The sequence below is a fragment of the Uliginosibacterium aquaticum genome (assembly GCF_012972705.2).
GTDB classification, from domain to species: Bacteria; Pseudomonadota; Gammaproteobacteria; order Burkholderiales; family Rhodocyclaceae; genus Uliginosibacterium; species Uliginosibacterium aquaticum.
The window spans coordinates 60,408-72,426 of record NZ_JABCSC020000003.1; the positions used below are offsets into that span (position 1 = coordinate 60,408).

Annotated in this window: 15 protein-coding genes; 14 read left to right on the plus strand and 1 reads right to left on the minus strand. The window is 59.7% G+C overall.

What is annotated here, in order from left to right:
- Positions 1-220: 220 nt before the first annotated feature.
- From rpmH to HJ583_RS11620, 14 genes are all read left to right on the plus strand, one after another.
- Complete coding sequence (gene rpmH, locus HJ583_RS11555) at positions 221-355, plus strand: 50S ribosomal protein L34 (protein ID WP_018604832.1); 135 nt, start codon at positions 221-223, stop codon at positions 353-355.
- 2 nt (positions 356-357) lie between these two features.
- Entirely contained in the window at positions 358-759 is a 402-nt protein-coding gene (gene rnpA / locus HJ583_RS11560) for a ribonuclease P protein component (protein WP_328824879.1), read from the plus strand.
- On the plus strand, positions 756-965 hold the full coding sequence (gene yidD, locus HJ583_RS11565) for a membrane protein insertion efficiency factor YidD (protein ID WP_101940510.1): 210 nt from the start codon (positions 756-758) through the stop codon (positions 963-965). Before rnpA ends, yidD begins: the two co-directional genes overlap by 4 nt.
- A gap of 42 nt (positions 966-1,007) precedes the next feature.
- On the plus strand, positions 1,008-2,735 hold the full coding sequence (yidC, locus tag HJ583_RS11570; protein WP_170022672.1) for a membrane protein insertase YidC: 1,728 nt from the start codon (positions 1,008-1,010) through the stop codon (positions 2,733-2,735).
- Positions 2,710-4,062: a tRNA uridine-5-carboxymethylaminomethyl(34) synthesis GTPase MnmE gene (mnmE, locus tag HJ583_RS11575; RefSeq protein WP_170022081.1), complete on the plus strand. Its 1,353-nt coding sequence runs from the start codon at positions 2,710-2,712 to the stop codon at positions 4,060-4,062. Before yidC ends, mnmE begins: the two co-directional genes overlap by 26 nt.
- Position 4,063: 1 nt before the next feature.
- On the plus strand, positions 4,064-4,396 hold the full coding sequence (locus HJ583_RS11580; RefSeq protein WP_170022082.1) for a hypothetical protein: 333 nt from the start codon (positions 4,064-4,066) through the stop codon (positions 4,394-4,396).
- 24 nt (positions 4,397-4,420) lie between these two features.
- Positions 4,421-5,173 carry a sulfite exporter TauE/SafE family protein gene (locus tag HJ583_RS11585; protein WP_170022083.1) on the plus strand — a complete coding sequence of 251 codons (753 nt, stop codon included), beginning with the start codon at positions 4,421-4,423 and terminating at the stop codon, positions 5,171-5,173.
- Positions 5,174-5,313: 140 nt separating this feature from the next.
- Positions 5,314-7,221: a tRNA uridine-5-carboxymethylaminomethyl(34) synthesis enzyme MnmG gene (gene mnmG, locus HJ583_RS11590; protein ID WP_170022084.1), complete on the plus strand. Its 1,908-nt coding sequence runs from the start codon at positions 5,314-5,316 to the stop codon at positions 7,219-7,221.
- On the plus strand, positions 7,218-7,844 hold the full coding sequence (rsmG, locus tag HJ583_RS11595) for a 16S rRNA (guanine(527)-N(7))-methyltransferase RsmG (protein WP_170022085.1): 627 nt from the start codon (positions 7,218-7,220) through the stop codon (positions 7,842-7,844). The genes mnmG and rsmG overlap by 4 nt, the downstream gene beginning before the upstream one ends.
- Before the next feature lie 4 nt (positions 7,845-7,848).
- Complete coding sequence (locus HJ583_RS11600; protein ID WP_170022086.1) at positions 7,849-8,619, plus strand: ParA family protein; 771 nt, start codon at positions 7,849-7,851, stop codon at positions 8,617-8,619.
- A gap of 13 nt (positions 8,620-8,632) precedes the next feature.
- On the plus strand, positions 8,633-9,487 hold the full coding sequence (locus tag HJ583_RS11605) for a ParB/RepB/Spo0J family partition protein (RefSeq protein ID WP_101940517.1): 855 nt from the start codon (positions 8,633-8,635) through the stop codon (positions 9,485-9,487).
- A gap of 323 nt (positions 9,488-9,810) precedes the next feature.
- Positions 9,811-10,143 carry a cupin domain-containing protein gene (locus tag HJ583_RS11610; RefSeq protein ID WP_170022087.1) on the plus strand — a complete coding sequence of 111 codons (333 nt, stop codon included), beginning with the start codon at positions 9,811-9,813 and terminating at the stop codon, positions 10,141-10,143.
- A gap of 30 nt (positions 10,144-10,173) precedes the next feature.
- Positions 10,174-10,572: a hypothetical protein gene (locus HJ583_RS11615; protein ID WP_170022088.1), complete on the plus strand. Its 399-nt coding sequence runs from the start codon at positions 10,174-10,176 to the stop codon at positions 10,570-10,572.
- Entirely contained in the window at positions 10,569-11,381 is an 813-nt protein-coding gene (locus HJ583_RS11620) for a polysaccharide lyase family 7 protein (protein WP_170022089.1), read from the plus strand. Before HJ583_RS11615 ends, HJ583_RS11620 begins: the two co-directional genes overlap by 4 nt.
- Positions 11,382-11,477: 96 nt before the next feature.
- Here HJ583_RS11620 and HJ583_RS11625 read toward each other — a convergent pair whose 3' ends face one another.
- Entirely contained in the window at positions 11,478-11,969 is a 492-nt protein-coding gene (locus HJ583_RS11625) for a GNAT family N-acetyltransferase (protein ID WP_170022090.1), read from the minus strand.
- Positions 11,970-12,019 lie beyond the last annotated feature (50 nt).

Below are 12,019 nucleotides of genomic sequence, written 5' to 3' on the forward strand. Positions count from 1 at the left end.
TGCCCCGGGTTGATCAATCCAGCCCTGCCGTGTGCGGCAAGGGCTGCAGGCTGCGTCTTCCGGCGTGGCGGAAGATTGGTGCCAAGAGGGAGAATTCTACAGTTTTACCCCAGATTTATCCACAGGCAGGCTACGCCGCTGAAGGAAGTCTCTATTGACAAACAGCTTGAGAAAATATCTAATCGCGAGTTCGCCGCATCAGTTCGATTAGGGAAAGATCATGAAACGCACGTATCAACCTTCTGTGGTTCGTCGCAAGCGCACCCACGGTTTTCTGGTTCGCATGGCCACCAAGGGTGGTCGCAAGGTGATTGCTGCTCGTCGCGCCAAGGGCCGTCATCGCCTGGCAGTCTGAGCGTGCTCGTCGCGGGTTCGGAGCTGCACTTGGCACCGGCCGGTTCAGTCCAACCGCAGACAGGGGCACGGTCTTTCAGACCTGCCTATCGCTTGTGCAAAACGGATGAGTATTCATCCGTTTTTGCTTTCAGGAAGGCGGTGCGTGGGCGCTACTTTGTGCTCCACTACCGTCCTTCTGAAAGCCCCACTGCCCGTCTCGGTGTCGTCGTGGCCAAGAAACTGGCCCGTCGCGCCGTGCTGCGCAATCTGATCAAACGCATGGCCCGTGAATGGTTTCGCCATACGCGTGAAACCTTGCCGCACCATGATCTGATCCTGCGTCTGAATGCTCCGGCCAAAGACGTGACGCGCGCCGATCTGCGTCAGGATCTGGCTGCTCTCTTCAAGCGTCTGCCGAAGTGAAAACACTCCTGCTTGCGCTCATCAAGATCTATCAATATCTCGTCAGTCCATGGCTGGGCAGTCGCTGTCGTTTTTACCCCAGTTGTTCGGCCTATGCGGCCGAAGCCTTGCAGCGGCACGGCTTGCTGAAAGGCCTTAAACTGGCGGTCTTTCGTCTGGCCCGTTGTCACCCTTGGTGCGATGGCGGCCACGATCCGGTTCCCTGAATCAGGTTTCAAACATCCCTCACCCGAGTCTTCATCATGCAGATGGATTTCAAGCGTCTTATCCTGATGGCAATCTTTGCCTTCTCCCTGGTCATGCTGTGGGAGCGTTGGCAGGTCTACAAGAATCCGCCGGAAGTTCCAGTAGCTGCCCAGTCTGCTGTGCAGGATGGGTCTATTCCGGCACCGATGGCATCGGCTACGGCTGCTAATGCTCCAGCTACCGGTGCAGTACCCGGTGCGACCGACAGCAAGATTGGCGTCTATGCCAGTGCTGCGAAGGCGGTGGTGAAGACCGACACGATGATCGCGACGGTTTCCGCTCAAGGTGGTGACATCATTCGCGTCGAGCTGACTCAGCACAAGACCAACGAAGACCACCGCAGCTGGCTGAATCTGGCCAAATCGATCTTTGGTCAGGGTTCTCAGGAAGAGGATGGCCGCAAGAATTTTGTGGTGCTGCAGGAAGAGGGCGCACATTTCTATGTCGCCAATACGGGTTTGATTGGCGAAGGTTTGCCGACCCACAAGACCCTGTTTGATCTCAAATCGGGTGAATACACGCTGCAGGATGGCAAGGATGAAGTGCAGCTGCGCATGAGCGCGCCAGCCGTCAATGGCGTGGCTGTAACCAAGGTGCTGACTTTCAAGCGCGGTTCTTACCTGATCGATGTGAGCTACGAAGTAAACAACGCTTCAGCCAATCCGCTTGCCACGACGGCCTACTTCCAGCTGGCGCGCGATGACAAGGCGACCGAGCAAACAGGTGGCATGTTCGGTGGTATTGGTACTTTTACTGGCCCCGCCGTATTCACTCAGGAAGGCAAGTTCCAGAAGATCGATTTCAAGAAGATCGCCAAGGATGAAGCCAAATATGTGAAGAGCGCCAAGGATGGCTGGATGGCCATGGTGCAGCACTATTTCGTGAGCGCTTATCTGCCGGCTGAGGGCCTGCAACGCGATTTCTATACCCACAAGATTTCCGAGGGTGTATTTGGTGCCGGCATCAAGCTGCCGCTGACTGCTGCAGCTGGTCAGACCGCTAAGCTGTCGGTACCGCTGTATGTGGGCCCGCAAGAGCAGGACAAACTCAAGGCACTCGCCCCCGGCTTCAATCTGGTGGTGGATTATGGCTGGGTGACGGTGATTGCCGAGCCGCTGTTCTGGGTGCTGTCCGTGATCCACAAGCTGGTCGGCAACTGGGGCTGGGCCATCATCATCGTGACCCTGTTGCTCAAAGCGGCCTTCTATCCGCTGTCTGCTTCCAGCTACAAGTCCATGGCCAAGATGAAGAACGTGATGCCGCGCATGAAGGCGCTGCAGGAGCGTTACAAGGACGACAAGATGAAGCTCAATCAGGCCATGATGGAGCTCTACAAGACCGAGAAGGTCAATCCGATGGGTGGTTGTCTGCCGATTCTGGTGCAGATGCCGGTGTTCATCGCGCTGTACTGGGTGCTGCTGGGTGTGGTCGAGATGCGTCAGGCGCCCTGGGAATTCTGGATTACTGACTTGTCGGTGAAGGATCCCTACTTCGTGCTGCCGATCATCATGGGCGTGACGATGCTGATTCAGACCAAGCTCAACCCGACGCCGCCGGATCCGGTTCAGGCCAAGGTGATGATGCTGATGCCGATCATGTTTACCTTCATGTTCCTGTGGTTCCCGTCCGGTCTGGTGCTGTACTGGGTGCTCAACAACGTGCTGTCGATTGCGCAGCAGTGGTACATCACACGGTCCATCGAGAATGCAGGTGCCAAGCCAGCAAAGTGATGTAATTGCCGCCATCGCGACCGCTCCCGGTCGCGGTGGGATCGGCGTGGTCCGGGTGTCAGGCCCGGATCTCGCCGGCTTTGCACAGACCCTCACCGGGCGTTCTCCCAAGCCTCGCCACGCTTCGCTGGCCAATTTCCTTGATGCGCATACGCAAGCCATCGATCAGGGCTTGCTGCTGTATTTTCCTGCGCCGCATTCCTATACCGGTGAAGACGTGATTGAGCTGCAAGGTCACGGAGGTCCGGTCGTCATGCAGATGCTGCTCGCACGCTGTGTGGAACTAGGGGCGCGAATCGCCGAGCCTGGGGAATTCACCCGCCGAGCCTTTCTGAACGAACGCCTCGATCTGGCTCAGGCTGAGGGTGTAGCAGATCTGATCGATGCGACGACCAGCGCGGCTGCGCGTTCAGCCGTGCGCTCTCTGTCTGGCCGTTTCTCTGGCGAAATCCATACCTGGCGCGACAAGCTGGTCGATCTGCGCATGCTGGTTGAAGCCACGCTGGACTTTCCCGAAGAGGAAGTCGACTTCCTCGAAGCTGCGCGAGCGATTCCACGTCTTGAAGCGCTGGGTGTCGAGCTGCAATCGATCCTGGTTCGGGCCAAACAAGGGAGCTTGCTGCGCCGGGGACTGCAGGTGGTGCTGGCGGGTCAGCCCAATGTGGGCAAGTCCAGCCTGCTCAATCAGCTTTCGGGTGAGGATCGAGCCATTGTTACAGACGTGGCCGGCACGACTCGTGATGTGTTGCGTGAAGCTATCCAGATCGAGGGTATTCCGCTCCACATCATTGATACGGCGGGTTTGCGTACAACCGAGGATGTGGTCGAGAAGATCGGTATCGAACGTTCATGGCAAGAGATTGCCGGGGCAGATGTCATCCTGCGCATGGTGGATGCCGGTGTCGGCATCACGGATGCTGACCATCAGATTGATGCTCGCTTGCCGGCAGGTGTGCCGGTAATCTGGGTTTTCAACAAGATTGACCGTAATGGTGAGTCGCCTCGCAAGGATGCACTTGAAGGTGGAACAGGTGTATGGCTGTCTGCCAAGCAGGGTAGTGGTGTCGAACTACTGCGTCAGACCCTGTTGCAGATTGCCGGTTGGGAGTCACATGGCGAAGATGTGTATCTCGCCCGTGAGCGTCACCTGATTGCCTTGCGCGAGGCTGCTGAGCATGTGAGTCTGGCCTTGCAACTCGTGAAACAACTTGATCTGCTGGCCGAGGAATTGAGATTGGCTCAAGAAGCTGTGAATACCATTACTGGTGAGTTCGGCGCCGACGATCTGCTCGGTGTGATCTTCTCCCGTTTCTGTATAGGCAAGTAAGATGTCTGAACTTGAAAACCAGCAGGCGGATGCTCTGCAGATTTCCAGCGAACTAGCGCGTTGCCTGATCGCCTTGAATGTCGACTGGAGCAATCACACGGAGCTACGCAAGCTCGCGCGTGGAGCACTGAGCTACAAATCTGAACAGATCGGTCAGCATCTTGAGGCGACTGATTTCGAGGCTCATGCCCGTTTGAAGTTTTATGGTCTGGTGGCATTGATGTTTCAGACCATGGAAGAGGGAGCACAGGAGGGCGAGCATATTCACGGCACTGAGTTGTGGAAAGCTGTTGCCCGTGCTCTCTGGGCAGAGAAAGAAGCTGCTGCGAAGTAGATGTTCCACGTGAAACAACTCTAAGTGGAATACGCGCTTCTGCTCTGCGGAGCTTTTCTTGCTGGTCTGATTGATGCTGTGGTTGGTGGCGGTGGCCTAGTTCAGCTGCCTCTGTTGCTGGCTGTTTTTCCTGGAATATCGATCCCGGTGCTGTTTGGCACCAATAAGCTTTCCAGCATTGCGGGTACTGCCAGTGCGGTCTGGCAGTACTCGCGCAAGATTTCGATTCCCTGGAAACTTGCCTTTCCAGCAAGTGCTGCAGCACTGATTGGTGCTGCCTCAGGGGCAGCGACGGTTTCCTTTCTGCCGCCTGCGGCTTTGCGCCCGATGGTGCTGATTCTATTGATCGTGGTTGGTGCCTACACCTGGTTCAAGCCTGATTTCGGCAAGAACAGAGTGGAACATGAACGGCGCCATCCTCGTGTGCTGGCTAGTTTGCTGGGAGCGGGGATCGGTTTCTACGATGGATTTTTCGGGCCAGGAACTGGCAGCTTTCTGATCTTCGGTTTTGTGCGCCTGTTCGGAATGGACATGCTGCATGCTTCAGCCAGCGCCAAACTGGTGAACTTCGCGACCAATCTGGCAGCGCTGAGTTTCTTCCTGCTCCACGAAGGTGTGATGTGGAAGCTGGGTCTGGCCATGGCCTGTGCCAATGTGCTTGGGGCTCAGATTGGCACACGCCTAGCAGTGCGTCACGGTAATCGTTTCATTCGCTGGTTGTTGCTGGCCGTGGTTTCGGTCTTAATCATGAAGCTGGCTTGGGATCTCTTTAAATAATGTTCCACGTGGAACATCGCTAAATCTTCGGGTTATCCCGCGCTTATACAGCGCAACACACAGCTTTTCCACAGACCTATCCACTAGGCCCTAAAACCCCTGCGGCGTATCATTGCGAGCCCTTTTGTGGATTTGAACCAATGCTGTATCCCGAACGTTTCGATGTGATTGTGGTGGGTGGTGGCCATGCCGGCACCGAGGCTGCGCTGGCGGCCGCCCGTTCCGGTAGCAAGACGCTTTTGCTGACGCACAACATCGAGACCCTCGGTCAGATGAGCTGCAACCCTTCCATCGGCGGCATCGGCAAGGGCCATCTGGTCAAGGAAGTGGATGCGCTGGGCGGCGCCATGGCCGAAGCCACGGACGAAGGTGGCATCCAGTTTCGCATCCTGAATGCGTCCAAGGGCCCGGCGGTGCGTGCCACGCGCGCTCAGGCCGACCGCATCCTGTACAAGGCCGCGATCCGTCGCCGCCTCGAAAACCAGCCGAACCTGACCTTGTTCCAGCAGGCCGTGGATGACATCACGGTGGCTGGAGAACGCGTTACTGGCGTGGTTACGGCCATCGGCCTGCGCTTCGAGGCGCCGACCGTAGTATTGACGGCCGGCACCTTCCTGAATGGCAAGATCCACGTTGGCCTGGAAAACTATTCCGGTGGGCGGGCAGGGGATCCGCCCGCGATCTCGCTCTCCCATCGCCTGCGCGAACTGGCCTTGCCGGTAGGACGTCTGAAGACCGGCACGCCGCCGCGCATCGATGGCAAGACCGTCGATTTCTCGGTGATGCAGGAGCAGCACAGCGATGATCCGCTGCCGGTGTTTTCATTCCTCGGCAACGCGGCTCAACACCCGAAGCAGATGCCTTGCTGGGTGACCCAGACCAATGCCCGCACGCACGAGATCATCCGCGGCGGGCTGGATCGCTCGCCGATGTACACCGGCGTGATCGAGGGCGTAGGTCCGCGTTACTGCCCCTCCATCGAAGACAAGATCCATCGCTTTGCGGACAAGGACAGCCACAATATCTTCCTTGAGCCGGAAAGCCTGACTTCCCACGAGATCTATCCGAACGGGATCTCCACCTCGCTGCCTTTCGATGTGCAGCTGGCGCTGGTGCGCTCGATCCGTGGCATGGAGAATGCGCACATCCTGCGTCCCGGCTACGCCATCGAGTACGACTACTTTGATCCGCGCAACCTGAAGTCCAACTTCGAGACCAAGTCCATCGCCGGTCTCTTTTTTGCTGGCCAAATCAATGGCACGACCGGTTACGAAGAGGCTGCCGCGCAGGGCCTGTTGGCGGGTGTGAATGCCGCGCTGCTGGCGCAGGGCAAGCCGGCCTGGTGCCCGGCGCGCAGCGAGAGCTATCTCGGTGTGATGGTGGATGACCTGATCACGCGCGGCGTGACCGAGCCTTACCGCATGTTCACCTCGCGGGCCGAGTTCCGTTTGAGCCTGCGCGAAGACAACGCCGATCTGCGTCTGACTGAACAAGGCCACGCCCTCGGCCTGATCGACGAGCGTCGCTGGGCCGCCTTCAGCGCCAAGCGCGAAGCCATCGAGCGCGAGACTGCGCGTCTGCGTGCGACCTGGGCGATTCCGCACAAGCTGGCAGAGGGTGAGGCCGAAGCCACCTTCGGCAAGTCGCTGGAGCGCGAAACCCGCTTCTTCGATCTGCTGCGCCGGCCGGACATGACTTACGCCGCGCTGATGGCGCTTTCGGTAGCCCCGGAAAATCCCGAAACGGATACGCAAGTCATTGAACAGATTGAAATTTCTGCAAAATACCAGGGCTATATCGAGCGCCAGCAGGAAGAAGTTCAGCGTGCGGCCGGGCAGGAAAACACCGTGCTGCCGCCGGATCTCGATTACAGCGGGGTGAGCGGCCTTTCCAACGAAGTGCAGCAGAAGCTGCGCACTCACAAGCCGGAGACTCTGGGTCAGGCTTCTCGCATTCAGGGCATCACGCCGGCCGCGATCTCGCTGCTGCTGATTCACCTGAAGAAGCTGGAAATCGCGGCGCGCGCCGTCAAAGGAGAGGGCGCATGAGCACGGCCAAGCGTCTGGCTGCCGGCATCGACAAGCTCGGCCTGAATCTGAATGAAGACACCCAGCAGCAACTGCTCGCCTACGGCGCGCTGCTGATGAAGTGGAACAAGGTCTACAACCTCACCGCGATCCGCGATGAAGCGGCGATGATCGATCTGCACCTGCTCGATTCGCTCTCCATCCTGGCGCATCTGGCGCATGTGACGCGCGTCGCCGATATCGGAAGCGGCGGCGGTTTGCCGGGCATTCCGCTGGCGATCTGCCGGCCCGATTGCGAAGTGGCGCTGGTCGAAACCGTCGGCAAGAAAACCAGTTTCCTGCTGCAAGCCAAGGCTCAGCTGGGCCTCGCCAATCTCTCGGTGCACAACCTGCGGGTCGAGAATTTCAAGCCGGCCGAGCTGTATCCGGCGATCAGCTCGCGCGCTTTTGCCAGTCTCTACGATTTCGTCAGCCTGACCGACCATCTGCTCGCCCCCGGCGGCGAATGGATTGCAATGAAGGGTCAGTATCCTCAGGACGAACTCGATGCCCTGCCGCCCGGCATCCAGCTGCGCGAATCGCGCCGCCTGCAGGTGCCCGGCGTCGATGCAGAACGACATCTTCTCTTCCTTACCCGGACCTGATCCCATGGCTCGCATCTTCGCGGTAGCAAACCAGAAGGGTGGCGTTGGCAAGACCACCACCACCGTCAATCTCTCGGCAGCGCTGGCGGCACATGGCCAGCGCGTGCTGCTGGTGGATCTCGATCCGCAAGGCAATGCCACGATGGGCTCGGGCGTGGACAAGCGTACCGTGCCGTCCACGGTGTATCAGGTGCTGATCGGCCAGCACAGCGTGGCGGAAGCTCGCGCGCGCTCCGAATCAGGTGGCTACGACGTGCTGGCCTCCAATCGCGAACTGGCCGGTGCCGAGATCGAACTGGTGGGCATGGATAACCGCGAGAAGCGCCTTAAAGACGCTTTAGCGGCCGTGGATGGCGAATACGACTTCGTGCTGGTGGATTGCCCGCCCAGCCTCTCCATGCTCACGCTGAACGGCCTCTGCGGGGCTCACGGCGTGATCATCCCGATGCAGTGCGAGTACTACGCGCTGGAGGGCCTCTCGGACCTCGTGAACACCATCAAGCAGGTGCATGCCAAGCTCAACCGCGATCTGAAGATCATCGGTTTGCTGCGCGTGATGTTCGACACCCGCAGCACGCTCAGTCAGCAGGTGTCGGCCCAGCTGGAGGAACACTTCGGTGACAAGGTCTTCAAGGCCATCATCCCGCGCAATGTGCGTCTGGCCGAAGCGCCCAGCCATGGCATGCCCGGTGTGGTCTTCGACAGGGCCGCCAAGGGCTCGCAGGCCTATCTGCAATTTGCCGCCGAGATGATCGAGCGGATCAAGACAATCTGAACGGAATTTCCTCATGAAACCCAAGATGAAAGGCCTCGGCCGCGGCCTGGAAGCCCTGCTCGGCGGCGACGCGCTGCCTTCTGACACCGGCAACCTCACCACCCTGCGCGTTGAAGACCTGCAGCCCGGCAAGTACCAGCCGCGCACGCGCATGGATGCTGGTTCGCTCGAAGAGCTGGCCGCCTCGATTCGTGCTCAGGGCCTGATGCAGCCAATCACCGTGCGCCCGATCGCCGGTGGCCGCCACGAAATCATCGCCGGTGAGCGCCGCTGGCGCGCAGCCCAGATCGCCGAGCTGACCGAAGTGCCGGTGATCATCCGCGAGATTCCGGATGAAGCCGCGCTGGCCATGTCGCTGATCGAAAACATCCAGCGCGAAGACCTCAACCCGCTCGAAGAAGCCACTGGCATTCAGCGCCTGATCGACGAATTCGGCATGACCCACCAGCAGGCCGCCGATGCGGTCGGCCGCTCGCGCCCGGCCACCAGCAACTTGCTGCGTCTGCTGCACCTGCCCAAGCCGGTGCAGGAGCTGCTGATGGCCGGTGACATCGAAATGGGCCATGCCCGCAGCCTGCTCGCCCTGCCGTCTGCCGAGCAGATCCTTACCGCCAACGAAGTTGTCGCCAAGCGCCTGTCGGTGCGTGAAACCGAGAAGCTGGTGAACAGCCAGACCAAGCCCAAGGACGACAGCCTCAAGGCCAAGCCCGCCGCTGATCGCGATGTGGCGCGGCTGGAAGAAGAGCTGGCCGACAAGCTCGGCGCGGTGGTGAAGATCAAGGCCAACAAGAAAGGCGCCGGCAGCCTCACCATCGAGTTCGCCAGCCTGGACCAGCTCGACGGGCTGATCGGCAAGCTGCAGGCCTGAAGGTCTGGCCGTGCGAATGGAGCGATGGCTGATACGAACGGGCTGGCTGCTTGTGGTGCCTGGGCTGTTGTTGCTGGGCTTCGATTTTATGCCGATTGAATTCGTGGACTGGCTTTCTCGCGGGTTTTCTTCCAGCCCATCCCCGCATGCTTACGTAAGAGTCGTTCCCGCTGATGCCTCGGGAGCGCTCATTCAAATGGCAGCTCAAGCGCTCGCCGTCATGGGTCTTGGATTGGTTATTTCGGGTTGCTGGTTGCGCTTCCGCAGGCCAAAGTGAGGCAATCGTTTCTGTGCATCCATGTTGTGCGTGAAAAGGCTGTGCCATGCCTTCCAATTTGTTGAACGAGTTGCCGCTTGCGACCGAAGTCGAGCACTTCCAGACCCTGCTGACCCGCCCCGGCCTGCGCATTGAGCGCATCGTGTCGGATGGTCAGGTCAGTCCGCCCGGCTTCTGGTATGAGCAGGCTGAGGACGAATGGCTGCTGCTGTTGGCCGGCAAGGCCGTGCTGGAGTATGAGGATGGCCGGCAGGTGGCGCTGGTGATGGGCGACTCCCTGCTGATTCCGGCCGCTTGTCGTCATCGGGTGGCCTTCACGTCACCACGCAGCGTGTGGCTGGCAGTGTTCTGTGCGGCTGAGGTCGCCGCGGCGCGGTAATATCGCGGCTGCCCTGAAAATCCTTCTTCGATGACCATGATCCGCCACCGCCTGTTCGCTCTTCTTGCCTTGACCTGCCTTGCTGCGGCACAGGCTGCGCCTTTGCCCGAACCCACCTGTTTCGTGCCCGGCAAGAAATTCGACAATCGTCTGGCTGGCAACTGGGAAATTGCTCCGCTCAATGTGCGCTATTCAATTCGTGCCAAGGGGCGTGAGGTGTGTGTGTATGCCCGCGATGTGCAGGCCGATGAGTACTTCGAGATCCCGGAACTGCAATGGGATGGCAAGGTGCTAGAGATCGGCTTCTACCTGGCTTCAACCAAGTGGAGCACGCGTAGCCGCCTGAGCGTTGAGAATGCCGATCTGCTGCGCGACGAATACTCGACCCCGAAGGGGCCGCGCACGGATTTCTGGACCCGTCGCAAGTGAAACGCCCCTTGTGCTGCATGCTGATTGCGATCTGCGGTCCAGCTGCAGCACAGCAAGCCCTGCTGACAACCAGCGAGCTGAGGTACTGGAAGCTCACCCTGCCGCTGGATGCCGACGGTGACGGCAAAGCCGATGAAATTTCCCGTCCGGCTGGCTACCGCAATCCGCCCTGGTTCACGCCAACCGCCGAAGGCATCCTGTTCCGGGCTAATGCCGGTGGCGCGCGTACCAGTGGCAGTACCGCCTACGCACGCGCCGAGTTGCGTGAGCTGGATGAATCAGGACGCCCAGCCGCCTGGGATTGCCTGGGCGATACGCGCCACCTGAAGCTGGAGCAAGTCCTGCTGCACACCACCACGGCCAAGCCCGAGGCCACTATCGGCCAGATCCACGATGCGCGAAACGACAACCTGATGCTGAAATACATCGGCCCCGCGAAAGCCAATGGATACAGCGATAGTGGGCGGATCGAAGTGCTGTGGAATGACGCAGCGCAGCGTGCAGAACTGGATCCTGCCTATATCCTCGGCCAGCCCATGCAGGTGGAGCTGGCGGTGAATAAGGGCTCGGTGCAGGTGAATTACCGCAATCTCGCCAGCGGAGTGGAGAAACACATCGAAGCGAGGCTCGACTCGGCTAGTGTTGTCGGTGCTTGCTTCTTCAAGGCTGGGGTGTATATCCAGGCCTGTAGTCGGCTCGACGCTTACGGCAAGCCGAATACAGTGTGCGAGAAGAAGGGCTGGGAGGCGCGCCGTTACGACGCGCCGGAGGCCTGGGCGGAAGTGCTGATCCGGCGCATCGAAATGTAGGGTGGGCTTTGTTTGTAGGGCCGACTTCAGTCGGCTTGCCACAAGTGCTGTGCGACTGAAGTCGCACCTACGTCGCACCTACGATTTCCCCAGTCTTCAGCCTCTCACCAGTTTGTGGCAAGTGAGGCTCTGACCGCAGCGCTCGTGTTCGCCGCTCTCCACCAGCTTGAAGCCGTGCTTCTCGAAGAAGGGTTTCGAGAGTTCGCTGGCAATGGCGGTGACTTTCTTTGCGCCCATGGCGGCGGCCAGTTCCAGCAGGTCTTCGAGGATCAGGCTGCCCACGCCTTGGCGATTGGCCTCCGGCGTGGTGAACAGCAGGTCGATCTGGCCGGGCATCAGGATGCCGCCGAAGCCGACGATCTCGCCCTCTTCATCCACGGCTACGCGAACCCAGTTGTCCTGCAGGCGGGCGGCCCAAGCGCTGGCGTCGTCGGCTGTGGCGGCCCAGGCGGCGCACTGCTCGGCGCTGTAGGCGTTGCGGCCGGTTTCCAGGATGGCAGCGCGATAGACCGCAGCCAGCGCGGGTGCGTCGGCGGGCTGGTAATCGCGGGTGCTGACTTCGTGCAAGGGTTCGTTGGTATCGGTCATGGTGTTGATCTTGTAGGTGCGACTTCAGTCGCACGCGGAGCGTAATGGCC

Bases quoted from the DNA above. Each gene is read 5' to 3' on its own strand.
- HJ583_RS11600 (WP_170022086.1), top strand. From the start codon at position 7,849: ATGGCTCGCATCTTCGCGGTAGCAAACCAGAAGGGTGGCGTTGGCAAG.
- rpmH (WP_018604832.1), top strand. From the start codon at position 221: ATGAAACGCACGTATCAACCTTCTGTGGTTCGTCGCAAGCGCACCCAC.
- rsmG (WP_170022085.1), top strand. From the start codon at position 7,218: ATGAGCACGGCCAAGCGTCTGGCTGCCGGCATCGACAAGCTCGGCCTG.
- yidC (WP_170022672.1), top strand. From the start codon at position 1,008: ATGGATTTCAAGCGTCTTATCCTGATGGCAATCTTTGCCTTCTCCCTG.
- mnmG (WP_170022084.1), top strand. From the start codon at position 5,314: ATGCTGTATCCCGAACGTTTCGATGTGATTGTGGTGGGTGGTGGCCAT.
- HJ583_RS11625 (WP_170022090.1), bottom strand. From the start codon at position 11,969: ATGACCGATACCAACGAACCCTTGCACGAAGTCAGCACCCGCGATTAC.
- mnmE (WP_170022081.1), top strand. From the start codon at position 2,710: ATGCAGGTGCCAAGCCAGCAAAGTGATGTAATTGCCGCCATCGCGACC.
- HJ583_RS11580 (WP_170022082.1), top strand. From the start codon at position 4,064: ATGTCTGAACTTGAAAACCAGCAGGCGGATGCTCTGCAGATTTCCAGC.
- HJ583_RS11610 (WP_170022087.1), top strand. From the start codon at position 9,811: ATGCCTTCCAATTTGTTGAACGAGTTGCCGCTTGCGACCGAAGTCGAG.
- HJ583_RS11615 (WP_170022088.1), top strand. From the start codon at position 10,174: ATGACCATGATCCGCCACCGCCTGTTCGCTCTTCTTGCCTTGACCTGC.
- HJ583_RS11605 (WP_101940517.1), top strand. From the start codon at position 8,633: ATGAAACCCAAGATGAAAGGCCTCGGCCGCGGCCTGGAAGCCCTGCTC.